We start from the raw sequence: 25,665 nt of genomic DNA on the forward strand, positions 1-25,665 counted from the left end.
AGGCTCTAGTGTTGCGGATCGACACCCATCGCCGCCGACTGCCGGCGCAAGGCCTCACGATCATATTGCGACGGGGGCAGTTGCAGCGGGTCGACTGAATCAGGCACGTCGTCGATCATCTGCCGGGTGATGCGATACGTGACATAGGCCAAAGCGCCGGCGACAAGCAGACGGAACATGGTTGCATACTCCATTGGAACAGAAGCAACCCCAGGAGACGGCATTTGGTTCCCTCGCCGACTATCCAGCCTGTGTAATCGAGAGCCGCGATCGCTTCCGCCAGCGTTCAAGCTTTCCGGTATTTCGGCGATGCATTCCTCGAGACGCTCCAGGCGGAACTGCGAAGGTCATGCCTTGCAGGGAGGACGCGTGGGGAAGAAGGCCGGCGCCGCTTGGGAGGAGGAATGAAGCGCCGGCCAAGCGGATAATTAGGTCCGCCGCACAGCGGAAGGTAGCTGAGTCTTTCCCTGGCGTCATCGGGCGATTGTCTTCGTTAAAAGCGTATCCTCGCCGGCCCGTCACCCGCGTGTCTTGACCATCATCCCGGCAATCTCCTTGAGGAGTTTTGCCGCCACGCCGGCGGTCAGGTTGGCGATGTCACGAGCGGGATTTAACTCAACGATATCAGCCGCCACGATCGGCTGGTTGACGGACTGAATCAGGGTGATGACCTGACGGGTGGTCAGGCCGCCGGGTTCGCGATGCGAGACCCCAGGCGCAAAAGCCGGGTCGAGCCCGTCGAGATCCATCGAGATATAGACCGGCGTCGTGAGGTTGAGCCGCAGATCATCGCTGACCCTTGCGGCCTCGATCACCTCGACACCAAACCGCTTGAACTGGTCGCGATGGTGGTCGTTGACGGTGCGCAATCCGACCTGGATGAGGCGGTCGGCAAGCCGCTCCTCCATGATGCGGGCAAAGGGCGAGGTGTGGGAGCGCGGATTGCCCTGATAGGCATCATACATGTCGGGGTGCGCGTCGATGTGCAGAATGGTCAGACTGGAGTGCCGGCGGCGCACCGCGCGCAGCACCGGCCAGGAGATGGCATGGTCGCCGCCGAGGCAGATCAGCGGATCGCCGGTTTCCAGCACGCGTCCAACCTCGCCTTCGATCAGATCCCATGGATCGGTGGCGGCGTCGAAACGGATATCGCCATGATCGACCAGCCTGTCCGTCAGGTCGAAACCGGTTTCGCTCCACATGCTGTAGGCATCGCAGAACAATTCGGGACGGATATGGGCGGGCGCTTGCGCCGACCCCTTGGCGAAGGACGAATTGTCGTCGTGGGGAATTCCCAGAAGTGAAATCCTGGTCATCAGCATCCGATCTCCGTCAACAGCAGGTCAATAGGCCCGGGAGCTGGCTGTCGATAGCGATGGTGTTTGGGCCAGCGGCGAGCGCGGCCTGGCAATCAAACCACGATCATTTCCCGGCTTCGAGCCTTTGCCTGACCACCGCGACATGGAAATTCGTGCCGAACAGCAGCCCGTCATCGTTGAAGTCGTAGCTGGAATTGTGCAGCGGCGCCGAGCCCTCGCCGTTGCCGAGGAAGACGAAGCAGCCCGGCACGTGATCGAGGAAACGGGCGAAATCCTCGGAGGCGGTCATCGGCTCGCGGGCGACAGCGATATTGCCGGGCTTGAAGACACCTCGCGCGGCCGCGAACGCGGCATCGACCAGTTCGGCATCGTTGCGCAGCGGCACGAACTCCCGGCTGTACTTGACCTCGGCGGTGACATTGTAGGCGGCGGCGGTGCCCTCGGCGATGATGCGCATCTGCCGCTCGATCTCGGCACTGACCTCGGGGCGGAAGCTGCGTGCGTCGCCGAGAATGCGGGCAAGGCCGGGCAGAGCGTTGCGGGTGCCGTCGGTGATCAGCTCGGTCACCGAAACCACCGATATGTCGGCCGGGCTCAGCCGGCGCGAGACGATGGTCTGAAGATTGGTGACCAGCGCGCAGGCGGCGACCAGCGTTTCATTTCCCGCATGCGGCCGCGCGGCATGGCCGCCGAGCCCTTTGAGCACGATCTCGAAATTGTCCTCGGCCGACATGATCGGGCCGGCGCGGGTCTCGAAATGCCCGATCGGCAGGCCGGGCATGTTGTGCAGGCCAAATATCTCGTCGAAGGGAAAGCGCCGCATCAGCCCATCGTCGAGCATGGCGAGTGCGCCCCTGCCCCATTCCTCGGCAGGCTGGAAGATGAAGCGCACTGTGCCGTCGAAACCACCCTGCTCCGCCAGCAGCTTTGCCGCGCCCAGCAGCATGGTGGTGTGGCCGTCATGGCCGCAGGCATGCATGACGCCGGGATTGCCGGAACGGTAGGGTGCGTCCGACTGCTCGGTGATGCGCAGCGCATCCATATCGGCCCTGAGCGCAATCGCCCGGTTGCCGCTGCCGCGCTTCAGCGTGCCGACGACGCCGGTGCCGCCGACGCCCTCGGTGACATCATCGAGGCCGAACGCACGCAGTTTGGCGGCGACGAAGGCGGCTGTACGCTTCTCCTCGAAGCCGAATTCCGGATGGGCGTGCAAATCGCGCCGCCAGAAGATCATCTCCTGCTTCAGCGCATCACGATCGAGCTCAGACATTTTCCGCCCCTTCTGACCTAGTTTGCCAGTTGCGCGGCCACATCAAGCAGGATGTTGGCGCCGGCAACAAGCTCGGCATCATCGGTGTGCTCACGCGGATTGTGGCTGATGCCACCGGCGCTCGGCACGAAGATCATCGCTGCCGGCGCGATCCGCGCGATCATCTGCGCATCATGGCCGGCGCCTGATGTCATGCGCCTGACGCCGAGGCCGCGGTTTTTCGCGGCGGCCTCGATCCGTTCGACGATACGAATGTCGAAGATCACCGGCTCGAAGCGGGCCAGTTGCTCGACCGAGATCGTCACGTTCTCTGCGGCGGCAAGCTGCTCGAGATAGGCGGCAAGTGCCGCCTCCTCCGCCTGCAGGCGCTGTTCGTCGGGATCGCGCAGATCGATGGTGAAGACGGCGCGCGAGGGAATGACGTTGATGGCATTCGGCTCGAAGCGGATCGTGCCGACGGTGGCGACGGTCGGCGCGTTCGAGGCTTTGGTCCGGTCGAGCAGGAAGGTGATGACCCGGGCGGCGGCGTGGCCGGCATCGCTGCGCATCGACATCGGCGTGGTGCCGGCATGGTTGGCGACGCCGTCGATGGTGACCCGTTGCCATGAGATGCCTTGCAGATTCTCCACCGCACCGATCGGCACGCTTTCGCGCTCCAACACCGGCCCTTGTTCGATATGCAGTTCGAGATAGGCATGCGGCGTGAGGAAGCCGGGTTCCCGGTCGCCGGCATAGCCGATGCGGGCGAGTTCCTGCCCCAGCACGCTGCCATCGGTGCCGACAGCCGCCAGCACCGTTTCGGCATCGATGCCGCCGGCATGGACCAGCGAACCCATCATGTCTGGGGTGTAGCGCACGCCCTCCTCATTGGTGAAAGCGGCGACCGCGATCGGGCGCGACGGCGAAAAACCTGACGCCTTGAGCGTCTCGATCACCTCCAGCCCGGCAAGCACGCCGTAGCAGCCATCATAGATGCCGGCATCGATGACGGTGTCGATATGCGAGCCGATGAGCAGCGGCGCCTGCCCGGTATTTTCCGGGCTTTGCCAGATGCCGAAAATGTTGCCTACCCGGTCGATGGCGACATCGAGCCCCGCCTGCCGCAGCCAGCCGACAAAGAGATCGCGGCCCTGCCTGTCGGTGTCGGAGGCGGCCAGCCGGATCAGCCTGCCCCCGCCATCGCGGCCGACAGCACCGAGTTCGCGGATGCGGCCGAGCAGGCGCTGCGCATCGATGGCGATCATGCCGTTGCCTCGGCTGTCATCTTGCCGGCCAGAACATCGGCCGGGCTCATGCCAACCAGTTCGGCGTAGCGATGCGGATCGGTGGCGCCTTCGGTGTTGATCACCAGCACCCGTGATCTGCCGTCCAGTCCGAGCTCGGCCTGGTTGTCGGCCACCGCCCGGATCAGCCCTACAAGGCCAACGCCGCCGCTTTCGCCGGCGACGATCACCGGATCGCCGGCGCTCGGCCGCGCCAGCCGCCGCATCACCGCGACGGCGTCGGCCTCATCCACCGTCATGAAGGCATCGGCGGCGCGTGCCAGTACCCGCCAGGCGACCGGAGAGGCCTCGTAGCATTCGAGCATGGCCATCACCGTCGGCTGGCCGTGCGCGACCTTGACCGGGCGCCCGACCTGGGCGGCCGCAAAAACACAAGCGGCACGCGCCGGCTCGACCACGATGAAGGTCGGCCTGGTATCACCGAGCACGATGGCCAGATGGCCGGCCAGCGCGGCGGCAATGCCGCCGACACCAGCCTGCACGAAGACGTGGGTTGGCGTCCGGGGAAGCTGACGCAAGGCTTCGCGCACGATCGCCGTATAGCCCTGCATGACCAGGCCGGGAATCCGTTCATAGCCCGGCCACGAGGTGTCGGACACAACAGTCCAGCCCTTCTCGGCCGAAACCTGGGCGGCCTGCCTGACCGAATCGTCATAATTGCCGTCGACGCGGATCATCTCGGCGCCATAGCGGGCGATCGCTGCGATGCGCTCCTCGCTGACGCCCGCGTGGACGAAGATCGCCGCCCGCGCGCCGACGAGTTGCGCGCCTTGCGCGACGGAGCGGCCATGATTGCCGTCGGTCGCACAGGCAAATGTCATCGACGCGGCGACGGCCCGCACGTCAGGCTGATCGAGATCGGCCACATCGACGGGCCGGCCAAGCCGGCTGCCGGCCTCCTCCAGCACCAGGCGAAAGACGGCATAGGCGCCGCCAAGTGCCTTGAAGCTGCCGAGGCCGAGGCGAAAGCCTTCATCCTTGATATGGATGGCGCCAAGTCCGAGTTCGGCGGCAAGCGCCGGCAGCGCCCGCAGCGGCGTTGTCAGGTGATTGTCGCGGTGGCTGAGAAAACGCTCGACCGTGTCGGCTCCGGCCACGCCAAGGGTTTCGGCATCGGCCGGATCGAGTGGCAGGCGATGCAAAGTATTGTGGTTGAGCAGGAACACTGGCGGCCTCCCTAGAGCCGGATGATTTCGGGTCGAATCGAGCCGAAATCTGAATCCGTCTCTAAATCAAAGAGATGGAGAGCATGATGTCTGGACAAACGGTGCCCGTTTGTCCGAGAAAACCGCTTCACACTTTTCGGCATCATGCTCTGACGTTCAGCGAGAATATATTGCAGGACTGATGCAAAGAGCGCTGTAATATGGCCTCCCAAATGCAAGTTTGTTTCGCCAGGGGTCTCCCCATTGCCTGTATCGCCACACCCGCTCGACAGTTTCGATCTCGCCATCCTTGCCATCCTGCAGCGGGACAACACGACGCCGCAGCGTCTGATCGGCGAGGCCGTGAACCTGTCGGCGCCGGCGGTGCAACGCCGCATCAAGCGCATGGAGCAGACCGGCGTCATTGCCGGCAATGTCGCGGTTGTCGAGCCGTCGGCGGTCGGCCAGCCGATCACCATCTTCGTCGAGGTGGAACTCGAGAGCGAACGCACTGATCTGATCGACGCGGCCAAGCGGCAATTCTCGGCAACCGCTGAAGTCCAGCAATGTTACTATGTCACCGGCGAGGCCGATTTCATCCTCGTCATCACCGTGGCCGACATGGGCGCCTATGAGGCGCTGACGCGAAAATTGTTCTTCGACAGCAACAATGTCCGCAAGTTCCGCACTTTTGTTGCCATGGACCGGGTCAAGGTCGGACTGACGGTGCCCTTGCCCGGCTGAGCCTTGCCGGCATGGCAGGTTCCGGCTGCCATGTTTTTGCCATTCTCCGGAAGCGAGTTTGTCGGCGGGGAGGCGCGCTTGGACGACACCACACCAGTTGCGATCATCGGTGCCGGGCCGGCGGGTCTGGCCATTGCCGCATGCCTGCGACAGGCCGGGCAGGATTTCGTCCTGCTCGAAAAAGAGCAGCAGGCCGCACCCGCCTGGCGACGCCACTATGAGCGCGTCCATTTGCACACGACCAAACGCTATTCCTCGCTGCCCTTCGTGCCCTTCCCCAGGGATTATCCGCGCTATGTGCCGCGCGATCTCTTCGCTTCATATCTCGATGCCTATGCGCAACGTTTCGATCTGCGGCCCCGATTTGGGGAAGCGGTGCGGGCGATCGCCCGGCGAGGCAGAAGCTGGCTCGTGGACACCACAACAGGCCCCTTGCACGCTTCAAACGTCGTGATTGCGTCTGGCAACAACGCGGAGCCGCTGATGCCCGGATTTGCAGGCGCCGATGCCTTCAAGGGCAAAAGCCTGCATAGCGCCGACTATCGCAGCGCTACGGCTTTTGCCGGCCAGTCGGTGCTGATCATCGGCATGGGCAACACCGGCGCCGAGATCGCGCTCGATCTGGTGGAAGGCGGTGCGCGACCGACGATTTCGGTGCGCGGCGGCGTTCACATTGTGCCGCGCGAGCTGCTTGGCGTGCCCATCCAGATGATCGGCATGGCGGCGCGCCTGATGCCGCAACGCATCAACGACGCCTTGTTCCCGATCATCCTCGATCTGGCGCTGGGCAGGCTGGAGACATACGGGCTCAGGCGGCCGCAGCAAGGAATGCTGCAGCAGATCGCGCTCTCGTCGCGCATTCCGACGATCGATGTCGGCACGGTCGGCAAGATCCGCGAAGGCGCGATCAAGGTCGCGCCCGACATTGCCGAGATCACCGAACAAGGCGCCCGTTTTGCCGATGGCAAGCATGGCGCGTTCGATGCGATCATCTTCGCCACCGGCTTCAGGCCCGGCTACGCCAAATTGCTGGAGCCCGGCGTCCAGCCAGGCGGCAGCGGCGTCAATGCGAGCGCTTCGGAGCTCGGTCTTTATCTCATCGGCTTTCACAATCCGGTCACCGGATTGCTGCGCGAAATCTCGATCGAGGCCGAGCAGATCGCCGACGACATCCGCCTTAGGCGAAACCGAAAGAAGGCGACCGAAACCCTGCCGGTATGATTTGGCTCGGGAGGGACTGAGTTCTTAGCCTGCCGCGCGCAGCCAGACCTTGTTGTCGTGGAAGGCAGCCCCGCCATAGGGCGCCGGCGCATCGGCGCCGGTCAGCACGTTGATGCCTTCGCCGCGCTCATGCGCGCTGTTTGGCCAGATGCCTTCGGCGACGACGACGCCGCGTTTGAGCCCGTCAAACAGCTTTGCATGCAGCACCACTTCGCCGCGCTGGTTGCCGACCTCGACGCGGTCGCCGTCGGCTAGCCCATATTGCGCGGCATCGTCGGGATGCAGCAGCAATTCCGGCCGGCCCTCCTTGGCCTTCGACACCGGAGTCTCCGAAAAGGTCGAATTGAGGAAGTTGCGCGCCGGCGACGTCGTCAGTCGGAACGGATGCGCCTCGTCGGCGACCTCGATCAGGTCGACGTGATCAGGGAATTCCGGCAGCCGGGCCACCGGGCCGAACAGACCCATGCTTTTCGGCGGCCGGTTGGGCGCCGCCTGCCCGGTCCAGTCGGCGCGGAAGCGGAATTTTCCATCCGCATGGCCAAACCCCTTGATGAAATGTGCGGTCTCGAAATCCGGCTGCAGGTCGACCCACTTGTCTTCCTTCAAGCTGTCGAAGCTGCCCAGCCCGCGCTTGCCCAGGATGATGTCGATATGCTGCTGCTCGCTCAGGCCGAAGCCCGGACGGTCGGCGACACCGAGGCGTTTTGCCAATTCCTCGATGACGAAATGGTTGGTGCGCGGCCCTTCAGGCGGCTCGATCAGCTTGGGGCCAAGCGTGATGTGCTGGTTACCACCGCCCTTGTAGACGTCGTCGTGTTCCAGGAACATCGTCGCCGGCAGCACGACATCGGCGAGCTTGGCCGTGTCGGTCATGAACTGCTCGTGCACGCAGGTAAACAGGTCGTCACGCAGGAAGCCCTGGGTCACCAGCCGCTGTTCCGGCGCCACATTCACCGGATTGGTGTTCTGGATCAGCATCGCCGTCACCGGCGGGCCGCCATAGAGCGCGTCGCTGGCTCCAGTCAGCACCGGGCCGATGCGCGAATGGTCGAGATGGCGGATCGAGGGATCGCGCATCTTGGTGCCTTCCAGCACATCCTGGTTGAGCTTGAAGATGCCGGAATTGGAATGGAAGGCTCCACCGCCCTCATATTGCCAACTGCCGGTGACAGCCGCGATGCACGACGCAGCATGCATGTTGACGGCGCCATTGCGCTGGCGCGCGAAGCCATAGCCGAGCCGGAAATAGGTCTTTTTCGTCGTGCCGACGAGGCGGGCGAAGGCCTCGATCTCGGCGACCGTCAAGCCGGTGATCTCAGCCGCCCACTCCGGCGTGCGCGCCACGAGATGCGCTTCAAGCCCTTTCGGGTCGTCGGTGTATTTTTCGAGATAGGCGCGGTCGGCCATGCCTTCCCTGAACAGCACATGCATGACCGCGCAGGCCAGCGCACCGTCGGTCCCCGGCTTCAGCACCAGGCCGAGATCGGCCTGCTTCATCGTCGCGTTCTCGTAAACGTCGATGACGACGATCTTGGCGCCGCGCTCCTTGCGCGCCTTGATGGCGTGGGTCATGACGTTGACTTGGGTGACCACCGCATTGGTGCCCCAGATCACCACGCAGTCGGATTTCGCCATCTCGCGCGGGTCCGGCCCGCGCAAGGCGCCGGCCCCCATCATCCAGCCGGTCCAGGCGAGATTGGTGCAGATCGAGCCGAAGAAGCCGGAATATTTCTTGGCGTGGCGCAGCCGGTCGATGCCGTCGCGCTGCACCAGCCCCATCGTGCCGGCATAGTAGTAGGGCCAGACCGTCTCCGAGCCGTATTTTTCCTCGGCTGCAATGAAGTTTTCGGCAACGAGGTCGAGCGCGGCCTCCCAGCTTGCTTCCTTCCAGGCGCCGCCGCCCTTGGCGCCGGCACGGATCAGCGGCTTCAGCAAACGGTCGGGATGGTGGACACGGTCGGCATAGCGCGCGACCTTGGCACAGACGACACCGGCCGTGTAGCTGTTGGTCTTGGCGCCATGGACGCGGCCGATGCGGTTGCCGTCGAGCAGTTCGACCTCGAGCGCGCAGGTCGACGGGCAATCATGCGGACAGGCGGAATGACCGATGCGGAGCTTGGCGTGCTGGTTCATGAGGTCAAACTAGTCGTTTGTGATGGCGGCGTGTAGGGCCAGTTTTGCTTGATAGGCCGCCCTTTGAAGAAGCGTTTTCTACCCGGCAGGGCGCGCAGTCCACCCTCCCCTTGATGGGGAGGGTCGGCGCGTAGCGCCGGGGTGGGGTGTGGCGCAGACCCCCACCCCGCTCCGCTTCGCGGATCGACCCTCCCCACAAGGGGGAGGGTAATCACTCCGCCGTGCCTTCCTCATACTCGGCCGACATGGTCAGCCATTTTTCCTCGTGGCCGGCCAGCGTCTGGGCCAGTTGTGAGCGCTCCTTGGCCAGCCGGGTCGCGGTCGAGGGATCCTTTTCGTAGACCGCCGGATTGGACAGTTCGTCCTCGATGCCGTCGATGCGCTTGCGGATGCGGTCCATCAGCGCTTCGGTGGCGCGGATTTCCTTGGCCAGCGGTTCGAAGGCGGCGCGGCGTGCCGCTGCATCGCGGCGGCGGTCGGCCTTTGACGCCTTGTCGGCCTCGCGCTTGCCGCGGCGGTCGCCGGACACGCCGGTGACCAATGTCTTGTAGTCCTCGAGGTCGCCGTCATACGGGTTGACCGCGCCGTCCTTGACCAGCCACAGGCGGTCGGCGGTCGCCTCGAGCAGATGGCGGTCGTGCGAGATCAGGATGACGGCGCCGGGAAACTCGTTCAGCGCGTGGATCAGCGATTCGCGGCTGTCGATGTCGAGATGGTTGGTCGGCTCGTCGAGGATGAACAGGTTTGGACCCTCGAAGGCCGACAGGCCCATCAACAGCCGTGCCTTCTCGCCGCCCGACAGATCCTTTGCGGCGGTGTTCATCTTCTCGGTCGTGAGGCCAAACTGGGCGACGCGGCCGCGCACCTTGGATTCCGGCGCCTCCGGCATCAGCCGGCGGACATGCTCATAGGCGTTCTCCTCAGGCCGAAGATCATCGAGCTGATGCTGGGCGAAGATCGCCACCTTGAGCCCGGGCGCCACCGTCATGGTGCCGCTCTCCTGCTTCAGCCGGCCCGACAGCAATTTGGCGAAGGTCGACTTGCCGTTGCCGTTGGCGCCAAGCAGCGCGATGCGGTCGTCGGCATCGATGCGCAGCGTCATCTTCTTGAGGATCGGCTGCCCGTCGGTGTAACCGACATTGACATTGTTCAGCGCCACGATCGGCGAGGCCACCGTCTTCACCGGTTCGGGGAACGAGAACGGCCGCACCGAATCGTTGACGATGGCCGCGATCGGCTTCATCTTTTCCAGCGCCTTGATGCGCGACTGTGCCTGTCTCGCCTTGGAAGCCTTGGCGCGGAAGCGTTCGACGAAGGATTCCATGTGCTTGCGGGCGGCTTCCTGCTTGACCCGGCCCTTTTCCTGCAATTCCTTCTGCTCGGTATACTGGCGCTCGAACTGGTCGTAGCCGCCGCGCCAGAAGGTCAGCTTCTTCTGGTCGAGATGAACGATCGAGTTGACGGCGCGGTTGAGCAGGTCGCGATCGTGCGAGATCAAAAGCACTGTGTGCGGGTATTTCGACACATAGTTTTCCAGCCACAGCGTGCCTTCGAGGTCGAGATAGTTGGTCGGCTCGTCGAGCAGCAGGAGGTCGGGCTCGGCAAACAGTACCGCGGCGAGCGCCACGCGCATGCGCCAACCGCCGGAAAAGGACGAGGCCGGACGGCGCTGTGCCGCGTCATCGAAGCCGAGGCCGGCGAGAATAGTGGCGGCGCGGGACTCGGCGGAGTGCGCGTCGATGTCGGCCAGCCGCATGTGGATATCGGCGATGCGGTGCGGATCGGTCGCCGTCTTTTCTTCTTCGAGCAGCGCCGTGCGTTCGAGATCGGCCTTGAGCACGATCTCGATCAGCGGGTCTTCGGTGCCTGGCGCTTCCTGCGCCACCTGGCCGATGCGCGTGCTCTTCGGCAGGCTGATCGAGCCTGTCTCGGACGGGAAATCGCCGGTGATGGCCTTGAACAGCGTCGTCTTGCCGGTGCCGTTGCGACCGACAAGGCCGGCCTTGGTGCCGGCCGGCAAGGTCAGCGAGGCATGGTCGAGAAGCAAGCGTCCGGCCATGCGGAGCGATAGGTCGTTGATGATCAGCATGGCCGCGCTTTTGCACTGGACATCGACGCTTCGCAAGACCTTGTGGGCCAGTTGGCCGCACAAGGTCTCAAAACGACGCCCGCGAGGGCGCCGTCAAAGCAGTCGTCAGTGGCTCGCCTACCGGCCAGGCAGCGCTCAGGCAGTCGCCTTGCGCTTCGTCGCCTTGGCGACAGCGGCCGGCGCGGCTGCCGGCTTGCGGCCAAGTCCTGTCGACTTTGCCAGCGCCGACCGTGTCGCCGAGTAGTTTGGCGCAACCATCGGATAGTCCGGCGGCAAGCCCCATTTGGCTCGATAGTCATCCGGGCTCAGGGCGTAGTCGGTCCGCAGGTGCCGCTTGAGCGACTTGAACTTCTTTCCGTCCTCAAGGCAGATGATATAGTCGGGAAACACCGACTTCTTCGGATTGACTGCCGGAACCAGGTTTGGGGTTTCCGCGACAACTGCACCAGCGAGCTTGCGGACCGAAGCACTGACGCTGGCAATCAACTCGGGCAGACCGGAAGCAGGAAGTGGATTGTTGCCTACATAGGCCGAGACAATATCGGCCGTCAGCTCGATAACGGTCTTATCATCGATATTTGACAATTCTTTCACCCTATTTGCGACAAAATCATCCACCCCAGCGAAGACTTGTGTCGATGTATCTCTTTAACCGCGTCCCCCAACGGACCGCCAAGTCTCAAAAAGCAATCAAGAATCAGCAAAAGTAGCTTTCATGCGAAATCGGCGCTATGCAAATTAGAAAATCTAATACTTGGAACTAGCAGACTTCGCGGCGGGGCTATCGGCCAATATCTCCAAAATACGCTTCCAGCGGGCGCAACGCCCGAAATCCTTTTGCTCTATCGCCTTTTCGGCCTTCATCGCGGCGTAGAGCGGCGCCTCGGCGCCAAACTCCTTGACCAGCCAATGCGCTTCCTGAATGGCCAGACGTTCATTTTCGTCAAACATGGTTTTCGGCCTCCGAACGTTCCACACCGACCGCGACGCAACTGCCGATGACGAGGATGGCTCCGACAATGGCCGTCATCGTCAGCCGCTCACCGGACAGGGTCAAAAGCAGGGTCGAAGCGATCGGGGTGAGATAGGCGACGACCGCGACCTTGCCGCTGCCTTCGAGCTTCAGGGCGCGTGACCAGAAATAGTAGCCCAGCCCCATCGGACCGGCGCCCAGATAAAGGCCGAGAGCCAGGTCTGTACCGACGGGCCAGGCGAAGCCATCGCGAACGCACCACAGAAACGTCAAGGCGACGCCGATCAGCGCCGATGGCAGCAACAGACGATCCGCCGAGGTGGCAACCCGTCCCACCATGATCGAATAGAACGCCATGCACAGTGCGGATCCGAATGCGGTGAGGTAGCCGACGAGATCGCCCTGGAGCCAGGACTGGTTACGCCCTCCCGAAATCACCAATGCAACGCCAATGAAGCCCACCACCGCTGCAAGGCCCAGCACTGCCGGGCGCTGCGGATTCTCCAAGGCGATGACCGCCGCCGCGACCATCAACGGCCAGGTGTAGGCCATCAGATTGGCCTCGATCACCGGCATCGAAGCGAAGGCGATGTACTGCAGCACCATGGTGCCGACCAGACCGATGAAGCCGACCGCGAGCGAGACGAGCGCCGCCCCGGCCGTGACCGGCGCGGCTCTTTCCCGGCTCGTCAGCCGGATGACGGCGAAGACGAGTGCAGCGCCTGCAAATTGCAGGAACTGCACCTGCGACACCGGGTGGCTGGCCAGCAGGGATTTGCCGACCAGCGCATTGGTCGACCACAGAGCCACCGCGCCGGCCGCGAAGACCAGCGCGGATATCGAGCCTGATCCATGCCGAAACAACCGGCCTGGGACTCTATTTGGCTGTTCGACCATGATCCTGTCCGAAAACCGGTTCCCACTTTTCGGGATCATGGCTCATTACCATGATTCCCTGGCTCCGCCCGGTACCAGCGCATCGGCGGGGGCCGGCACGGGATGCTCTGCCTCGAACCGGCGATAGGCCGGCAGCTGGTTGGTCCAGACATCTTCGGCCAGCTCGTTGACCCACTCACGGTCGTGGTCGTTGTCGGCGGCGAGATAGAACATTCTGTTATCGTCGACATAGGGCTTGGCCACCGAGCGCTGGTTGAGCACCAGCGTGACGCGCTCGCCGAACCGGATCGGGGCGGTGCGATGCAGGACGCCCAGGAACTGCCCGAGCGTCGCGTAGTTCATCTTGTGATCGATGCGCATGACACGGTTGCGCGGGATCTCGCGGCCGGATTCGAGGATCGCGCGGCCGGTTTCGGAGTCGTCGCAGTAGATTTCGAGGTGGCCGCCGACCAGCGGATTGCTGATCGACAGCGGAATGAGCTCGGTGACCGGAACGCCATCGCAATGCCATTCCACGGCGCCGTCCTTGGGGTTCATGAAGGTGACCGTCGAGCCGACGATCGACAGCGGATAGGGCTCCAGCTTGGTGCCCATCATGTCGGACAGCCGCTCCAGCCGCAGCTTGTCATGCAGCAACTCCTTGATCTCTGGGATGAAACGGTCGGCCCCGGTGATGAAAGTCAGATCGAGGTGCTTGTGCACGGCATGGCTGGCCTTGAGCTTCAGAGCAGCCTCCTCGATCGCGGCAAGCAGTGCCGGGTCATAGCCGTGCAGAAATTGCGCGACGCCGAAACTGGACACTTTCCAGGCGGTTTCATGGCCGATGATGGCTTCACGGCTCATCGCGTAGCGCAGTTCGGGAATTGTATGGGCGTTCATTCTACTTCTCCAGGATGGGGGCAACACTTGGTGAACAGTCGATTAATTCACCCACCCCTGTAAAATTAGGAATGCTGGTGCTAGTGTAAGCCAAGCTTAAGGTCGAAACCGTGCGTCTGCTCAGTCAGGTCAACCTCAATTCGCTGAAAATCGTGGAGAGTGCTGCGCGCCACGGCAATTTCACGCGTGCCGGCGAAGAACAGTTTATCACCGCTTCAGCGGTCAGCCAGCGCGTGAAAAGCCTTGAGGATCAGCTGCGCTTCAAGATCTTCCAGCGCGGAGGCAATGCGGTGTCGCTGACGCCGGAGGGCGAGACCTATGTCTCGCGCGTTCGCGAAGCGCTGGAGCGAATCGTCGCCGCCAGCATGGAAGCGACCGGGCAATCGCAGGAACATGTGTTGAAGATATCGGTGCTGCCGACCTTTGCGGCACGCTGGCTGTTTCCGCGCCTGCCGCTGTTCCAGCAGCAATATCCCGATATCGTGATGCGGGTCTCGACCTCCTACGCGACGCATGAGTTCACAACCTCCGAGTTCGATCTTGAAATCCGCTATGGCGACGGTCACTTTCACGGACTGCAATCCGATCTGCTGTTTCGCGAAGACCTGACGCCGGTGTGCAGCCGCAAGCTGTTCCGTGAAGTTCTCGGCGACACGCCGCCGTCGAAGGTGACACCGGACGACCTCAAGCACTTCACGCTGCTGCATTCCGATACCTGCACGCAGAACTGGCAATCCTGGCTTGGTTTCGCCGGCGCCAGCTTCGTGCTCAGCGAGACCAAAAGCATCTATTTCGACTCGTGCATGATGTCCTACGAGGCAGCCAATTCCGGAATGGGGTTTGCCGTGGCCAATCGTGCCTATATGGCCAGCGACATCCGCGCCGAAAGGCTGGTGGCTCCATTCGCCGTCCACCATCCGAACACGGCTGGTTGGTATTTTGTCTCTCCCCCAAAAAGCCTTGCCACACGCAAGGTACTGTTGTTCAAGCAGTGGGTGATGGCGGAAGCGGCTCTGACGCAGTGCCAGCTGGACAGCGAAATCAGGAGCGAGGCTTCGGCCGCTGTCTGAATTTCAGGCAAGCATCTGGTTGTCTGCCGATGAGACCAGACCGGCAGGAGCAAGTTGAGGGCCACCGGTTAGTGGACGTCCAATCCGTACAGCCCGCCTTGGTCGGCAAGACCGTTGAGCTCACGCCGCTTCAGCAGGACCATTCCCTGGGGCTTCTGAGCGCGGCGGCGGATGGTGCGCTCTGGAACCTGAAGTCCACAGTGGTCCCCGGGCCAGACACGATCGACGCATATATAGCCAGCGCCCTGGCCGGACGACAGGTCGGCACTGTCATGCCTTATATAATCGTCATGCGCAGCACGGGGCTGATTTGCGGAAGTACGCGGTTTTGGAAGATCGATCGCGCGAATAGAAAGCTGGAGATCGGGCATAGCTGGCTCAGCAGATCGGCTCAGCGATCCGGGATCAATACCGAGGCGAAGTATCTTCTGCTGACCCATGCATTCGAGGTGATGGGGTGCGTTCGTGTGCAATTCACCACGGACGAACTGAACGACGCGTCAAGGGCGGCCATTCTGCGAATTGGCGCCAGGCAGGAAGGGATCGTTCGCAACGAGCGGATCATGCCGGACGGACGGAAGCGCAATTCCGTCCGGTTCAGCATCATCGATTCCGAATGGACTGATATAAAGAAGATGCTGCAGCACAAAATGCAGCGATAGTCCGCGCGGGGCCTCAACCTTCGGCCTAACAACCACCAAACGTCGCAGGGATCAGGCGAAAGCCCTGCCCTCTTCGGTGCGCTGGAAGAGCATCAGGTCCAACCCCAGGCTTGGTCGTCCCAGGATGGTCAGAATCGTATGCGCCTGGCCGCGGTGGTGGGTCTGATGGTTGAAGACATGGTCCAGCGCCGGCGCCAGCCTTTGCGAGACCGTGCGCATGTCCGAGACGGTCATGTAGGTGAAGCGGCCCGTCAAAGCCTTGTCGTTGAGGCCGCCGACCCAATCGATGATCCTCCGGTCCTCGGCTTCACGCGCCATCCGCAGACCGGTCAGCCCGCGATGCAGGATAGCGTCCAGCGTCGTCGGCGCGTCGCCCTCGCCGGTGAAGCGCTTCATCCAGATGCGGTCGGCCGTCAGCAGGTGGTTGAGCGTGCCCATCATCGAGCCGAAGAAGGCGCCGACATCGCGGTTGAATTCCTCGTCGTCGAGCTCGGCGGCGGCATCATAGATGCGGCCATTGGCCCATTGATTATAGGCCGCAAACATCATGAAATGCTGTCTCATGGCTTCCCCTCGGCTCGCGTCGATGCGGGGCCTACCTAACCCGCGAGGGCGCCGCCGCCAATGACCATTCTGCTCTATGACCTCGTCGGACGCGACACCACACGTCCGTTCAGCCCGCATTGCTGGAAGGTAGCGATGGCGCTTGCCCACAAGGGGCTCGACATATCAACCGCGCCGACGCGCTTTCTCGAGGTGCCCGCCGTTGAAGGCGGCGTTTCGAAAACCATTCCGGTGATCCGGGACGGCGAGACGGTCGTCGCGGATTCCTTCGCCATCGCGCTCTATCTCGATGAAGCCTATCCGGACCGGCCGACGCTGTTTGGCGGTGAAGGCGGCAAGGCGATGGCGCGCTTCATCGAACGCTGGTCGCAACTGACCATCCATCCCTATGTGACCACCGCGGCGATCATGGACCTTCATGCCATGCAGGACACGGAAAACGCCGCCTATTTCCGCCAGAACCGGGAGCAGCGTCTCGGCAAGCGGCTGGAAGACGTGATGGCAGCCCGAGACGCCGGGCTCGGCACCTTCAGGGCCTCGCTGGAACCCTTGCGTTCAACGCTCTTCTATCAGCCATTCATCGGCGGCGCGTCGCCACTGTTTGCCGACTATGTCGTCTTCGGCGCGCTGCAATGGGCGCGCATAGCCTCGCCTTACCAATTGCTCGACGACGGCGACGTGGTGGCGCAGTGGTTCGCCCGCTGCCTCGACCTGCATGGCGGGCTGGGACGAAAAGTGGCCGCGGCAGCGTGACCCTGCCCTTGCCGCAAGGCAGCACGAGGGTCGTCAATATCCTGCAAAAAGGGTCAGCCGCGAGGCGATAGCCGGGCCTTACTTGGCCGCCGCCTTCTTTGGCTTGCTGGCCTTCGTGGCAGCCTTTGCTTCCTTGGGAGCGGCTTTTGCCTTGCTGGCGCCAGCTGCCTTCTTGGTTGGCTTCTTGGCTGCCGACTTTCCCGCGGCATCCTCCTGGTCGACATCGGCCGCCGCCTGATGCCAATGACGCTCATGGTGTCCGGCCGGCTGTCCCTCTTGCAGCCAGATCTGATGCGCGCGGTTGCGAATGCGTTCCTGACGATCGTCTGTCATGGTCATGTTGTCTCCATGCGGGCCGACTTCAGCGCGGCGCCGACACGCGAGTATAGCAAGCAAAGTCTCATATGGCAGCCATCCGATGTCAGCTTCGGGAGCGCAGAAGAGCGCAGCGGCCTGCCCTTCGCTATCGCTCCGGGCGTTCGTCGCTCGGAAAGCCAAGCAATTGGCTTTCCGTCCGCTCTGCGGACCACTCCTCACCCCTTGGCAATGGGCCGGGCGGCTTGTATAGAGCCCGCCACTCTCAGTTCCATTCACAGACAAGGACGACCCATGGCGCTCGAACGCACATTTTCCATGATCAAGCCGGACGCAACCCGGCGTAACCTCACCGGCGCCATCATCAGGATGCTGGAAGAGGCCGGCCTGCGCGTCATCGCCTCGCGCCGGGTCTGGATGAGCCGCCGCGAAGCTGAAGGCTTTTATGCCGTCCACAAGGATCGCCCGTTCTTCGGCGAGCTGGTTGAATTCATGTCGTCGGCACCGACAATCGTGCAGGTGCTGGAAGGCGAGAACGCCATTGCGCGCAACCGCGAAGTGATGGGCGCCACCAACCCGGCCAACGCTGCCGAAGGCACCATCCGCAAGGTGCATGCGCTGTCGATCGGCGAAAACTCGGTGCACGGCTCCGATGCGCCGGAGACCGCGGCAGAAGAGATCAAGTACTGGTTTTCGGACACCGAGATCGTCGGCTGAGCCGATAGTCCAGACCTTGGATTCCGTAAAAAGGCCGGCGTATCGCCGGTCTTTTTTATTGGCCGAACTATCGGGCCTCGCGTGCGAACCGCATGTACCAGGGTGAGATATGGAGCGTATACTGCCGAAAATGGAGCAGACCTCCGCATGACCAGTGCCATCCCGGGTTTCTTCCAAGGCACGGAGATGCCGAACAGCGGCTGGTGGGAGGCGCTGTGGCCCGACCCCGCCGCCGTGCTTTCGGCAACGGGGATCAAGCCCGGCATGGAGGTAATCGATCTCTGCTGCGGCGACGGCTGGTTCACGCTGCCGATCGCCAGAATAGCCCGCCATGTCGTGGCCATCGATATCGATGCCGATCAGCTCGAAGCCGCCAGACGCAGGTTGGTCGAAAGCGGTGCGACGAATTGCGACTTTGTCGCGGGCGACGCCTATGAGCTTGCAAGGCTGGCGCCTCGACCCGCCGACTTCATCTTCATGGCCAACGCCTTTCACGGCGTTCCGGACCGGCCGCGTCTGGCGCGCGCGGTGCGGGCGGCACTCAGCCCAGGCGGACGTCTCGCCATCGTCAACTGGCACCAGCACCCGCGCGAAACAACCATCGTCCAGGGCGAGCCTCGCGGACCGAAGACCGAATTGAGGCTGTCGCCGGAACAGACCGTAGCGGCCGCCGAGGCGGGAGGCCTCAGGCTTGCCGAACTGGTCGAGGTGCCGCCCTATCACTACGGCGCGGTGTTCGAACAAACGACGGTTTGAGAGGCCCGCCGCCCCCCGCGGCGGGTTCTGGTCACTTCGGCTGACGATCTTTTACGTTCGCATGGGCGTTCGCTGCCGCCGTGTCGGTGGACGGTGTCTGAGTATCGGCACCCGCAAATGGACTACCCTGCCCGGGCGCGAGATCGCCGCTGTGGCCAGCCTTGTTGGTCGTGAAGGGATGGCCATCGGTGCTGAGGCCATGCTGAAGGGCGTTGAACAGATGGTCGTCCGCCGTCGCAAGGCCGGTAAGAGCAAGGAACGATACGCCTGTGGCAGCAAGGATAGGCGCGTGCGTTTTCATCTCTGGACTCCTTTGAGTTAAGCCAGAACGAGCCGCAGCAGGTCTGGCGGCTTCAACGAAGGGATATTCGAAAATATCCCTTTTGCCTTGCCCGCCATGTCTGAGAGAAACGCCTCTCTTGTCCGAATTATTCCGGAAAAGTGTTGGCGATCCAAATACGCGCTGGACTAGCTCGCGGCGCTAAGGCGCAGGATCTCGCGGCCGTCCTTGTCTGATATGACGAGCTTGCCGGCATCGACCCTGTACGACGCGGCCTTGGCCAATGCATCGAACAGCGCCTTTTCCTCGGCCATCACCTCCGGCGCGCAGGCCTTGTAGGTCGAGCCGATGTCGCTGATCGCGATTGCCTGGCCATCGACCTTGGCGGTGGCGAAATAGCTGTTGCAGGGGCCGCTGCCGCCTGCCTTGCCGGCCTCGCTGACCCTGAACGTCGCTTGCGGGGCGGTGATGGCGCCGATGCCGTCGACAAAGTCGACCAGCCAGAGCTGGTCAAAGACGGAAACCGTCGGCTCGGCGCCCGGCGTCACCATCTTCAGCATGATGGTCTGCGGCACGTCGCTCAGCGGATCGACCTGATGGCGCATATCGGAGATGAACAGGAGCTTGTCGTCGACGGTGATGCGGGCTTGCAGCGCATAAGTCATCGCGGACCGAAGACCGAATTGAGGCTGTCGCCGGAACAGACCGTAGCGGCCGCCGAGGCGGGAGGCCTCAGGCTTGCCGAACTGGTCGAGGTGCCGCCCTATCACTACGGCGCGGTGTTCGAACAAACGACGGTTTGAGAGGCCCGCCGCCCCCCGCGGCGGGTTCTGGTCACTTCGGCTGACGATCTTTTACGTTCGCATGGGCGTTCGCTGCCGCCGTGTCGGTGGACGGTGTCTGAGTATCGGCACCCGCAAATGGACTACCCTGCCCGGGCGCGAGATCGCCGCTGTGGCCAGCCTTGTTGGTCGTGAAGGGATGGCCATCGGTGCTGAGGCCATGCTGAAGGGCGTTGAACAGATGGTCGTCCGCCGTCGCAAGGCCGGTAAGAGCAAGGAACGATACGCCTGTGGCAGCAAGGATAGGCGCGTGCGTTTTCATCTCTGGACTCCTTTGAGTTAAGCCAGAACGAGCCGCAGCAGGTCTGGCGGCTTCAACGAAGGGATATTCGAAAATATCCCTTTTGCCTTGCCCGCCATGTCTGAGAGAAACGCCTCTCTTGTCCGAATTATTCCGGAAAAGTGTTGGCGATCCAAATACGCGCTGGACTAGCTCGCGGCGCTAAGGCGCAGGATCTCGCGGCCGTCCTTGTCTGATATGACGAGCTTGCCGGCATCGACCCTGTACGACGCGGCCTTGGCCAATGCATCGAACAGCGCCTTTTCCTCGGCCATCACCTCCGGCGCGCAGGCCTTGTAGGTCGAGCCGATGTCGCTGATCGCGATTGCCTGGCCATCGACCTTGGCGGTGGCGAAATAGCTGTTGCAGGGGCCGCTGCCGCCTGCCTTGCCGGCCTCGCTGACCCTGAACGTCGCTTGCGGGGCGGTGATGGCGCCGATGCCGTCGACAAAGTCGACCAGCCAGAGCTGGTCAAAGACGGAAACCGTCGGCTCGGCGCCCGGCGTCACCATCTTCAGCATGATGGTCTGCGGCACGTCGCTCAGCGGATCGACCTGATGGCGCATATCGGAGATGAACAGGAGCTTGTCGTCGACGGTGATGCGGGCTTGCAGCGCATAAGTCATCTGCGACCGGATGACGGAAGGGTCGAATTTGATCTCGAAGCTGATCGGCACCTGGCCGGCCGGCTTCACTTTCTGCTCGCCGATGATGGTGGCCGGCGCATCGGCCAGCGACACATCGGCAAGCTGGACGGAGAGCACGGCGCTGGGCGGCAAGGCGATGCGCTCGCGATAGATCACCTCGCCCCTCACGGAATTTTCGGCGGCAACAGATAGTTCCGGCACGGCCAATATGCCGACGACCAGAGGCACGAAACCGAAGACGAAGAACTCCGCGATCCTGTCGAGCATGACCATCTCCCTTGCCCCGGGCCGCCAGTCCCCGGACTGCCAGTGCCCCGGACTGCCAAAGCCCAAACTGACCAGCCGCGCTCAATTGGCCAAAGGATTGCGGTCAATGCATGGCTGCGACGGTATTTTAGTCCGACGATTTCCAGCGGCCGGCCGCCTCGTCGTCGGCCTCCTTGGCCTCGACCCAGCCGCCCTCGGAGCCGTCAGCGCGATGCTCCTTCTTCCAGAAAGGCGCGCGCGATTTCAAATAGTCCATGAGAAAGTTCGCCGCCTCGAACGCCGCCTGGCGATGCGCCGAGGCGGTCACCACCAGCACGATGTTCTCGCCGGGCGCGATCTTGCCGTGGCGGTGGATCGCGGTGAGGCCCTGCAACGGCCAGCGCTGAACCGCTTCAGCAGCAATGCGGGCGATTTCTGCTTCGGCCATGCCGGGATAATGCTCGAGCTCGAGCGCCGACAAGGTGCCCTGCTCGTCCCGGCAAAGGCCGGAGAAAGAAACCACCGCGCCGATATCGGCGCGACCTTGGGTCAGCCTGGCGATCTCGACGGCGACGTCAAAATCTTGGCGCTGAATGCGCACGACAGGTACGACCGCGCCGGTCACGTCAGCCCCCGGTCATCGGCGGGAACAGCGCAATCTCGCGCGCGCCTGCAATCTTCTCGCCGTGCTCGACATGTTCCTGGTTGATGGCGACGCGGATCACGTCGGGATATTGCAGCGCATGCTCGTAGCCCTCGCCGCGCGATTTCAGCCAGCGCAGAAGATCGGCGACCGTCTCGATGCCGGCAGGCAAGTCGACGTCTTCCTCAGGCATGCCGATGCGTTCGCGCACCCAGGCAAAATAGATGAGCCGGGTCGTCATCTCACTCGTCCATGATGTGCTTGAGGCCGGCGCGGAAATAATCGTAGCCGGTGTAGAGCGTGACCAGGGCCGCTATCCACAGCAGCACCAGCCCGGTCTGGGTGGTCAGCGGGAAGATCTTGTCGCCGGCAGGCCCAGCCAACAGGAAGGCGATGGCGACCATCTGGATCGCTGTCTTCCATTTTGCCAGCTGCGTCACCGGCACCGAGACTTTCAGCGCCGCCAGATATTCGCGCAGACCCGAGACGAGGATTTCGCGGCACAGTATGATGATCGCCGCCCACAGCGACCATCCGGCGATGCCGGCATGACGGTCGGTGTCCGCGGCCAGCAGCAGCAGGCAGGTGGCGACCAGCAGCTTGTCGGCGATCGGGTCGAGCATCTTGCCGATGTTGGAGGTCTGCTGCCAGGCGCGCGCCAGGTAGCCGTCCAGATAGTCGGTGATCGAGGCGAGCAGGAAGATGATCAGCGCCGACCAGCGGGCGAAGTCGCTCGACTTCAGATGTCCTTCGAGAAAAAAGCACAGCACCACCAGCGGCACCGCGACGATGCGGGCGTAGGTGAGCATATTGGGCAGGTTGAACGCGCGCTTGGCCATATCCGGGGAACTCTTTCTGCCTGCCTACTCAAATCAGAAGCGAATGTGGGGGGTCAACAGGCTAGAATCGATTGGCCAGCCGAAAATACCCGAATCCGTCTAACCTGTGATGCATGTCGTTGTCCCAAAACCGCTGCGCACTTTTGGGCGACATGCATCAGCTCTCGTGGAAATGATTGTAGACCAGTTTGGCGACCTGTTCGGAAATACCGTCGACTTTCCTCAAATCCTCGATGGCGGCGCGGCTGACCGCCTTGGCGGTTCCGAATGCAAGCAGCAGCGCGCGCTTGCGGCCGGGACCGATACCGCTGATCTCGTCGAGCGGGCTCTTGACCATCTCCTTCTTGCGGCGCGCGCGGTGCGAGCCGATGGCGAAACGGTGGACCTCGTCTCGCAGGCGCTGGACGAAATAGAGCACGGGATCGCGGACCGGCAGCGAAAACGAATCCCGTCCCCTGACGAAGAAGCGCTCGCGGCCGGCATCGCGGTCCTGGCCCTTGGCGATGCCGATCGCCACCACCCGGTCCTCGATGCCGAGATCCGAGAGGATCTTGCGCACCGCCGTCATCTGGCCCTGGCCACCGTCGATCAAGATGACGTCGGGCCAGGCCGGGAAGCTGCCGGAGATATCGTCTTCGATATCATCGCCCGCTTCGGCTGCCGTCACCTCGCCTGCCGCCGCATCGCTGGCAACGGCAACATCGCCATGCTCCTTGAGCAGCCGCGAAAACCGCCGCTCCATCACCTCGCGCATCATGCCGAAATCGTCGCCAGGCGTGATCTCGGTCGAACGGATGTTGAATTTTCTGTACTGGTTTTTGACAAAGCCTTCCGGCCCGGCGACGACCATCGCGCCGACGGCGTTGGTGCCCATGATGTGCGAGTTATCATAGACCTCGATGCGCACCGGCGGCTTGGCCAGGCCGAAGGTTTCGGCGAAACCGGCAAGCAGGCGTCCTTGTGTAGACGTTTCGGCCAACCGGCGTCCGAGCGCCTCGCGGGCATTCTGCAGGGCGTTGTCGGTCAAATCCTTCTTTTCGCCACGCTGCGGCACGGAGATCGCGACCTTGCGGCCGGCGCGGGTGGAGAGCGCCTCGGCCAGCAGCTCCTGATCCTCGACGCCATGCGACAGAAGGATGGTCCGCGGTGTCGGCTTGTCGTCATAGAACTGCGCCAGGAACGAACCCAACACCTCGGCTGCTTCCAACGCCGGATCGGCCTTGGGGAAATAAGCGCGGTTGCCCCAGTTCTGACCGGTGCGGAAGAAGAACACCTGGATACAGACCTGGCCGCCTTCCTGATGGATGGCGAAAACATCGGCCTCGTCGACGGTCGCCGGATTGATGCCCTGGTGGCTCTGCACATGCGACAGGGCCGCAAGTCGATCGCGATAGATGGCGGCGCGCTCGAAATCGAGAGCTTCCGACGCCTGCTGCATGGCGGCCGAGATTTCCGTCTTAACCTTCTGGCTGCGACCGGACAAAAAGTCCTTCGCCTCGCCGACCAGCTCGGCATAGTCCTGGTGCGAGACCTCGCCGGTACAGGGGCCGGCGCAGCGCTTGATCTGATACAACAGGCACGGCCGCGTGCGGTTCTCGTAAAAAGAGTTGGTGCAGCTGCGCAGCAGAAAGGCGCGCTGCAGCGAATTGATGGTGCGGCCGACGGCGCCAGCCGACGCGAAGGGGCCGAAATAGTCGCCTTTGCGCGAGCGTGCGCCGCGATGCTTGTAGATGCCGGGCGAGACATGGTCGCCGGTCAAAAGAATATAGGGAAACGACTTGTCGTCGCGCATCAGCACATTGAATCGCGGCCGCAAGCGCTTGATAAGATTGGCTTCGAGCAGCAGCGCTTCGATCTCGGTGCGGGTGACGACGAACTCCATCGTCGACGTCTCGCGCACCATGCGGCCGATGCGGGTGGTGTGGAAGCGGCCTTGCGCATAGTTGGTGACGCGCTTCTTCAGGCTGCGCGCCTTGCCGACATAGAGCACGTCGCCGGCGGCGTTCATCATGCGGTAGACGCCGGGCGCGTTGGGCAGCCGCTTGACCAGCGTCTGGATCACCTCGGCGCCGATCATGCCTTCCGCGTCGCCGGCATGCGGCGTCCAGTCGATGGCTGTGAAGGCGACATCGGGGCCGGCCGGCTCGACGATCTCCTCGACCGCCTCGTCCTCGAGGTCGATATCGGGGGGCAGATCGTCGGCGCCGCCGCGCGGCTTGTTTTTGTGGTCTACAGGACTCATTCCGCCATGCCTGTCACATCGGGCGTCTGCCACGCAAGATGCTGGCCGCCATCAAGCGCAATCATCTGGCCGGTGACCGAGCGCGCTTCCCAGAGATAGCGGATCGTGGCGCCGAATTCCGGCAATTCCGGGCCGCGCTTGAGGATCAAGCCATCGACTTGGGCAGCAAAATCGCTGTCGTCCTGGCGCGCGTTCTTCAAGGTCGGTCCCGGGCCGATGGCATTGACGCGGATGCGAGGACCGAGCGATTGCGCCATCATCTGGGTGGCCGTCCACAGTGTCGACTTGGAAAGCGCGTAGGAGAAATAGCGCGGTGTCGGCCGCCAGACGCGCTGATCGATCATATTGACGATCAGGCCCACCTGCCCTTCCGGCAACGCCCGGGCGAAATTCTGCGCCAGCAGCGCCGGCGCCTTCACATGAACGGCAAAGTGCCGATCCCAGGCCCGCCAGTCGAAATCCAGAACCGAATCGTCCTCGAACAGCGACGCATTGTTGACCAGCAGCGAGAGCGGTCCGAGCGCTGCTTGCGCCTGGCCGACGAGGTCGCTGACGGCACCCATATCGGTCAGGTCGGCGGCGATCACCGCGGCGCGGCCGCCGCCGGCGTTGATTGCGGCAGCCAACGCATCGGCCTCGACACGCGAGCGATTGCAATGGATGGCGACGGCAAAACCGTGGGCGGCGAGATCCTCGACGATTGCCCGACCGATCCGTTTGGCCCCGCCCGTCACCAGCGCCGTGGCAGTGGCTATGCTCATATGGTGTCAATCCTCAATTTCAGCCCGAAAACACGATGCCGGCGAAATATGGCCGGGCAGGCGTTAAATGGCGTTCGCACCTTGGGCAGCATTGT

Annotated in this window: 28 protein-coding genes and 2 pseudogenes; 8 read left to right on the plus strand and 22 right to left on the minus strand. The window is 63.0% G+C overall.

Features of this window, described 5'->3' with window-relative positions; all coding sequences use genetic code 11:
* Positions 1 to 5: 5 nt before the first annotated feature.
* From HB777_17205 to HB777_17225, 5 genes are all read right to left on the minus strand, one after another.
* A complete protein-coding gene (locus tag HB777_17205; protein QND65465.1) occupies positions 6 to 179 on the minus strand; it encodes a hypothetical protein in 174 nt (57 codons plus the stop codon).
* 339 nt (positions 180 to 518) lie between these two features.
* Positions 519 to 1,316, minus strand: coding sequence for an agmatinase (gene speB, locus HB777_17210; GenBank protein ID QND65466.1), 798 nt, complete (start codon positions 1,314 to 1,316; stop codon positions 519 to 521).
* 106 nt (positions 1,317 to 1,422) lie between these two features.
* Positions 1,423 to 2,589 (minus strand): amidohydrolase, encoded by a 1,167-nt coding sequence (locus tag HB777_17215; protein QND65467.1) that lies wholly within the window; start codon positions 2,587 to 2,589, stop codon positions 1,423 to 1,425.
* Positions 2,590 to 2,606: 17 nt separating this feature from the next.
* Positions 2,607 to 3,833: a Zn-dependent hydrolase gene (locus HB777_17220; GenBank protein QND65468.1), complete on the minus strand. Its 1,227-nt coding sequence runs from the start codon at positions 3,831 to 3,833 to the stop codon at positions 2,607 to 2,609.
* Positions 3,830 to 5,038 (minus strand): diaminopropionate ammonia-lyase, encoded by a 1,209-nt coding sequence (locus HB777_17225; GenBank protein ID QND65469.1) that lies wholly within the window; start codon positions 5,036 to 5,038, stop codon positions 3,830 to 3,832. Before HB777_17225 ends, HB777_17220 begins: the two co-directional genes overlap by 4 nt.
* 243 nt (positions 5,039 to 5,281) lie before the next feature.
* On the opposite strand from HB777_17225, the gene HB777_17230 reads away from it, so the two are divergent.
* Positions 5,282 to 5,761 carry an Lrp/AsnC family transcriptional regulator gene (locus HB777_17230; protein QND65470.1) on the plus strand — a complete coding sequence of 160 codons (480 nt, stop codon included), beginning with the start codon at positions 5,282 to 5,284 and terminating at the stop codon, positions 5,759 to 5,761.
* Positions 5,762 to 5,791: 30 nt separating this feature from the next.
* On the plus strand, positions 5,792 to 6,982 hold the full coding sequence (locus HB777_17235; GenBank protein QND65471.1) for an NAD(P)/FAD-dependent oxidoreductase: 1,191 nt from the start codon (positions 5,792 to 5,794) through the stop codon (positions 6,980 to 6,982).
* Between the two features lie 24 nt (positions 6,983 to 7,006).
* On the opposite strand, the gene HB777_17240 is transcribed toward HB777_17235, so the two are convergent.
* From HB777_17240 to HB777_17265, 6 genes are all read right to left on the minus strand, one after another.
* Positions 7,007 to 9,115: a molybdopterin oxidoreductase family protein gene (locus HB777_17240; protein QND65472.1), complete on the minus strand. Its 2,109-nt coding sequence runs from the start codon at positions 9,113 to 9,115 to the stop codon at positions 7,007 to 7,009.
* Positions 9,116 to 9,326: 211 nt separating this feature from the next.
* The gene (locus tag HB777_17245; GenBank protein ID QND65473.1) at positions 9,327 to 11,204 is read right to left on the minus strand and encodes an ABC-F family ATP-binding cassette domain-containing protein; all 1,878 of its coding nucleotides are present in this window, start codon (positions 11,202 to 11,204) and stop codon (positions 9,327 to 9,329) included.
* A gap of 135 nt (positions 11,205 to 11,339) precedes the next feature.
* Positions 11,340 to 11,789 (minus strand): transcriptional regulator, encoded by a 450-nt coding sequence (locus HB777_17250; protein ID QND68801.1) that lies wholly within the window; start codon positions 11,787 to 11,789, stop codon positions 11,340 to 11,342.
* Positions 11,790 to 11,951: 162 nt separating this feature from the next.
* Entirely contained in the window at positions 11,952 to 12,155 is a 204-nt protein-coding gene (locus HB777_17255; protein QND65474.1) for a hypothetical protein, read from the minus strand.
* Positions 12,148 to 13,074: a DMT family transporter gene (locus HB777_17260; protein ID QND65475.1), complete on the minus strand. Its 927-nt coding sequence runs from the start codon at positions 13,072 to 13,074 to the stop codon at positions 12,148 to 12,150. The genes HB777_17255 and HB777_17260 overlap by 8 nt, the downstream gene beginning before the upstream one ends.
* A gap of 45 nt (positions 13,075 to 13,119) precedes the next feature.
* Positions 13,120 to 13,953 (minus strand): hypothetical protein, encoded by an 834-nt coding sequence (locus HB777_17265; protein ID QND65476.1) that lies wholly within the window; start codon positions 13,951 to 13,953, stop codon positions 13,120 to 13,122.
* Positions 13,954 to 14,063: 110 nt separating this feature from the next.
* Here HB777_17265 and HB777_17270 point away from each other — a divergent pair, with 110 nt between their 5' ends.
* Complete coding sequence (locus tag HB777_17270; protein QND65477.1) at positions 14,064 to 15,023, plus strand: LysR family transcriptional regulator; 960 nt, start codon at positions 14,064 to 14,066, stop codon at positions 15,021 to 15,023.
* 29 nt (positions 15,024 to 15,052) lie between these two features.
* The gene (locus tag HB777_17275) at positions 15,053 to 15,685 is read left to right on the plus strand and encodes a GNAT family N-acetyltransferase (protein ID QND65478.1); all 633 of its coding nucleotides are present in this window, start codon (positions 15,053 to 15,055) and stop codon (positions 15,683 to 15,685) included.
* 51 nt (positions 15,686 to 15,736) lie between these two features.
* On the opposite strand, the gene HB777_17280 is transcribed toward HB777_17275, so the two are convergent.
* Positions 15,737 to 16,249 carry a damage-inducible protein DinB gene (locus tag HB777_17280; GenBank protein ID QND65479.1) on the minus strand — a complete coding sequence of 171 codons (513 nt, stop codon included), beginning with the start codon at positions 16,247 to 16,249 and terminating at the stop codon, positions 15,737 to 15,739.
* Between the two features lie 60 nt (positions 16,250 to 16,309).
* Between HB777_17280 and HB777_17285 the strand changes: the two genes are divergently transcribed.
* On the plus strand, positions 16,310 to 17,002 hold the full coding sequence (locus tag HB777_17285; GenBank protein ID QND65480.1) for a glutathione S-transferase family protein: 693 nt from the start codon (positions 16,310 to 16,312) through the stop codon (positions 17,000 to 17,002).
* Between the two features lie 78 nt (positions 17,003 to 17,080).
* On the opposite strand, the gene HB777_17290 is transcribed toward HB777_17285, so the two are convergent.
* Positions 17,081 to 17,341, minus strand: coding sequence for a DUF2934 domain-containing protein (locus tag HB777_17290; protein ID QND65481.1), 261 nt, complete (start codon positions 17,339 to 17,341; stop codon positions 17,081 to 17,083).
* 270 nt (positions 17,342 to 17,611) lie between these two features.
* Here HB777_17290 and ndk point away from each other — a divergent pair, with 270 nt between their 5' ends.
* Positions 17,612 to 18,034 carry a nucleoside-diphosphate kinase gene (ndk, locus tag HB777_17295; GenBank protein ID QND65482.1) on the plus strand — a complete coding sequence of 141 codons (423 nt, stop codon included), beginning with the start codon at positions 17,612 to 17,614 and terminating at the stop codon, positions 18,032 to 18,034.
* 147 nt (positions 18,035 to 18,181) lie between these two features.
* Positions 18,182 to 18,790 carry a class I SAM-dependent methyltransferase gene (locus HB777_17300; GenBank protein QND65483.1) on the plus strand — a complete coding sequence of 203 codons (609 nt, stop codon included), beginning with the start codon at positions 18,182 to 18,184 and terminating at the stop codon, positions 18,788 to 18,790.
* Positions 18,791 to 18,821: 31 nt separating this feature from the next.
* Here HB777_17300 and HB777_17305 read toward each other — a convergent pair whose 3' ends face one another.
* A complete protein-coding gene (locus tag HB777_17305) occupies positions 18,822 to 19,091 on the minus strand; it encodes a hypothetical protein (GenBank protein ID QND65484.1) in 270 nt (89 codons plus the stop codon).
* A 167-nt stretch (positions 19,092 to 19,258) separates the two neighbouring features.
* Positions 19,259 to 19,759: pseudogene (locus HB777_17310) on the minus strand (META domain-containing protein).
* On the opposite strand from HB777_17310, the pseudogene HB777_17315 reads away from it, so the two are divergent.
* Positions 19,736 to 19,873, plus strand: a pseudogene (locus HB777_17315) (methyltransferase). The pseudogenes HB777_17310 and HB777_17315 overlap by 24 nt on opposite strands.
* Positions 19,874 to 19,904: 31 nt before the next feature.
* On the opposite strand, the gene HB777_17320 reads toward HB777_17315, so the two are convergent.
* The 7 genes from HB777_17320 to HB777_17350 all read right to left on the minus strand — a co-directional run bounded on the left by HB777_17320 (position 19,905) and on the right by HB777_17350 (position 25,570).
* On the minus strand, positions 19,905 to 20,174 hold the full coding sequence (locus HB777_17320) for a hypothetical protein (protein ID QND65485.1): 270 nt from the start codon (positions 20,172 to 20,174) through the stop codon (positions 19,905 to 19,907).
* Between the two features lie 167 nt (positions 20,175 to 20,341).
* Positions 20,342 to 21,106 carry an META domain-containing protein gene (locus tag HB777_17325; GenBank protein QND65486.1) on the minus strand — a complete coding sequence of 255 codons (765 nt, stop codon included), beginning with the start codon at positions 21,104 to 21,106 and terminating at the stop codon, positions 20,342 to 20,344.
* A 127-nt stretch (positions 21,107 to 21,233) separates the two neighbouring features.
* Positions 21,234 to 21,710, minus strand: a complete 477-nt coding sequence (locus tag HB777_17330; protein QND65487.1) for a molybdenum cofactor biosynthesis protein MoaE — start codon at positions 21,708 to 21,710, stop codon at positions 21,234 to 21,236.
* A gap of 1 nt (position 21,711) precedes the next feature.
* On the minus strand, positions 21,712 to 21,969 hold the full coding sequence (moaD, locus tag HB777_17335) for a molybdopterin converting factor subunit 1 (protein ID QND65488.1): 258 nt from the start codon (positions 21,967 to 21,969) through the stop codon (positions 21,712 to 21,714).
* Position 21,970: 1 nt separating this feature from the next.
* Entirely contained in the window at positions 21,971 to 22,567 is a 597-nt protein-coding gene (pgsA, locus tag HB777_17340; GenBank protein QND65489.1) for a CDP-diacylglycerol--glycerol-3-phosphate 3-phosphatidyltransferase, read from the minus strand.
* 157 nt (positions 22,568 to 22,724) lie between these two features.
* Positions 22,725 to 24,809 (minus strand): excinuclease ABC subunit UvrC, encoded by a 2,085-nt coding sequence (uvrC, locus tag HB777_17345; GenBank protein QND65490.1) that lies wholly within the window; start codon positions 24,807 to 24,809, stop codon positions 22,725 to 22,727.
* Positions 24,806 to 25,570, minus strand: coding sequence for an SDR family oxidoreductase (locus HB777_17350; protein ID QND65491.1), 765 nt, complete (start codon positions 25,568 to 25,570; stop codon positions 24,806 to 24,808). The genes uvrC and HB777_17350 overlap by 4 nt, the downstream gene beginning before the upstream one ends.
* Between the last annotated feature and the right edge of the window lie 95 nt (positions 25,571 to 25,665).

Source organism: Mesorhizobium loti, from assembly GCA_014189435.1.
GTDB lineage: Bacteria > Pseudomonadota > Alphaproteobacteria > Rhizobiales > Rhizobiaceae > Mesorhizobium > Mesorhizobium loti_G.

Excerpts from the sequence above, each read along its gene's own strand:
- HB777_17205 (QND65465.1), bottom strand. The coding sequence starts at position 179 with ATGTTCCGTCTGCTTGTCGCCGGCGCTTTGGCCTATGTCACGTATCGC.
- speB (QND65466.1), bottom strand. The coding sequence starts at position 1,316 with ATGACCAGGATTTCACTTCTGGGAATTCCCCACGACGACAATTCGTCC.
- HB777_17215 (QND65467.1), bottom strand. The coding sequence starts at position 2,589 with ATGTCTGAGCTCGATCGTGATGCGCTGAAGCAGGAGATGATCTTCTGG.
- HB777_17220 (QND65468.1), bottom strand. The coding sequence starts at position 3,833 with ATGATCGCCATCGATGCGCAGCGCCTGCTCGGCCGCATCCGCGAACTC.
- HB777_17235 (QND65471.1), top strand. The coding sequence starts at position 5,792 with ATGTTTTTGCCATTCTCCGGAAGCGAGTTTGTCGGCGGGGAGGCGCGC.
- HB777_17240 (QND65472.1), bottom strand. The coding sequence starts at position 9,115 with ATGAACCAGCACGCCAAGCTCCGCATCGGTCATTCCGCCTGTCCGCAT.
- HB777_17245 (QND65473.1), bottom strand. The coding sequence starts at position 11,204 with ATGCTGATCATCAACGACCTATCGCTCCGCATGGCCGGACGCTTGCTT.
- HB777_17255 (QND65474.1), bottom strand. The coding sequence starts at position 12,155 with ATGTTTGACGAAAATGAACGTCTGGCCATTCAGGAAGCGCATTGGCTG.
- HB777_17260 (QND65475.1), bottom strand. The coding sequence starts at position 13,074 with ATGGTCGAACAGCCAAATAGAGTCCCAGGCCGGTTGTTTCGGCATGGA.
- HB777_17265 (QND65476.1), bottom strand. The coding sequence starts at position 13,953 with ATGAACGCCCATACAATTCCCGAACTGCGCTACGCGATGAGCCGTGAA.
- HB777_17275 (QND65478.1), top strand. The coding sequence starts at position 15,053 with ATGAGACCAGACCGGCAGGAGCAAGTTGAGGGCCACCGGTTAGTGGAC.
- HB777_17280 (QND65479.1), bottom strand. The coding sequence starts at position 16,249 with ATGAGACAGCATTTCATGATGTTTGCGGCCTATAATCAATGGGCCAAT.
- HB777_17285 (QND65480.1), top strand. The coding sequence starts at position 16,310 with ATGACCATTCTGCTCTATGACCTCGTCGGACGCGACACCACACGTCCG.
- HB777_17290 (QND65481.1), bottom strand. The coding sequence starts at position 17,341 with ATGACCATGACAGACGATCGTCAGGAACGCATTCGCAACCGCGCGCAT.
- ndk (QND65482.1), top strand. The coding sequence starts at position 17,612 with ATGGCGCTCGAACGCACATTTTCCATGATCAAGCCGGACGCAACCCGG.
- HB777_17300 (QND65483.1), top strand. The coding sequence starts at position 18,182 with ATGACCAGTGCCATCCCGGGTTTCTTCCAAGGCACGGAGATGCCGAAC.
- HB777_17305 (QND65484.1), bottom strand. The coding sequence starts at position 19,091 with ATGAAAACGCACGCGCCTATCCTTGCTGCCACAGGCGTATCGTTCCTT.
- HB777_17320 (QND65485.1), bottom strand. The coding sequence starts at position 20,174 with ATGAAAACGCACGCGCCTATCCTTGCTGCCACAGGCGTATCGTTCCTT.
- HB777_17325 (QND65486.1), bottom strand. The coding sequence starts at position 21,106 with ATGCTCGACAGGATCGCGGAGTTCTTCGTCTTCGGTTTCGTGCCTCTG.
- moaD (QND65488.1), bottom strand. The coding sequence starts at position 21,969 with ATGACGACCCGGCTCATCTATTTTGCCTGGGTGCGCGAACGCATCGGC.
- pgsA (QND65489.1), bottom strand. The coding sequence starts at position 22,567 with ATGGCCAAGCGCGCGTTCAACCTGCCCAATATGCTCACCTACGCCCGC.
- uvrC (QND65490.1), bottom strand. The coding sequence starts at position 24,809 with ATGAGTCCTGTAGACCACAAAAACAAGCCGCGCGGCGGCGCCGACGAT.
- HB777_17350 (QND65491.1), bottom strand. The coding sequence starts at position 25,570 with ATGAGCATAGCCACTGCCACGGCGCTGGTGACGGGCGGGGCCAAACGG.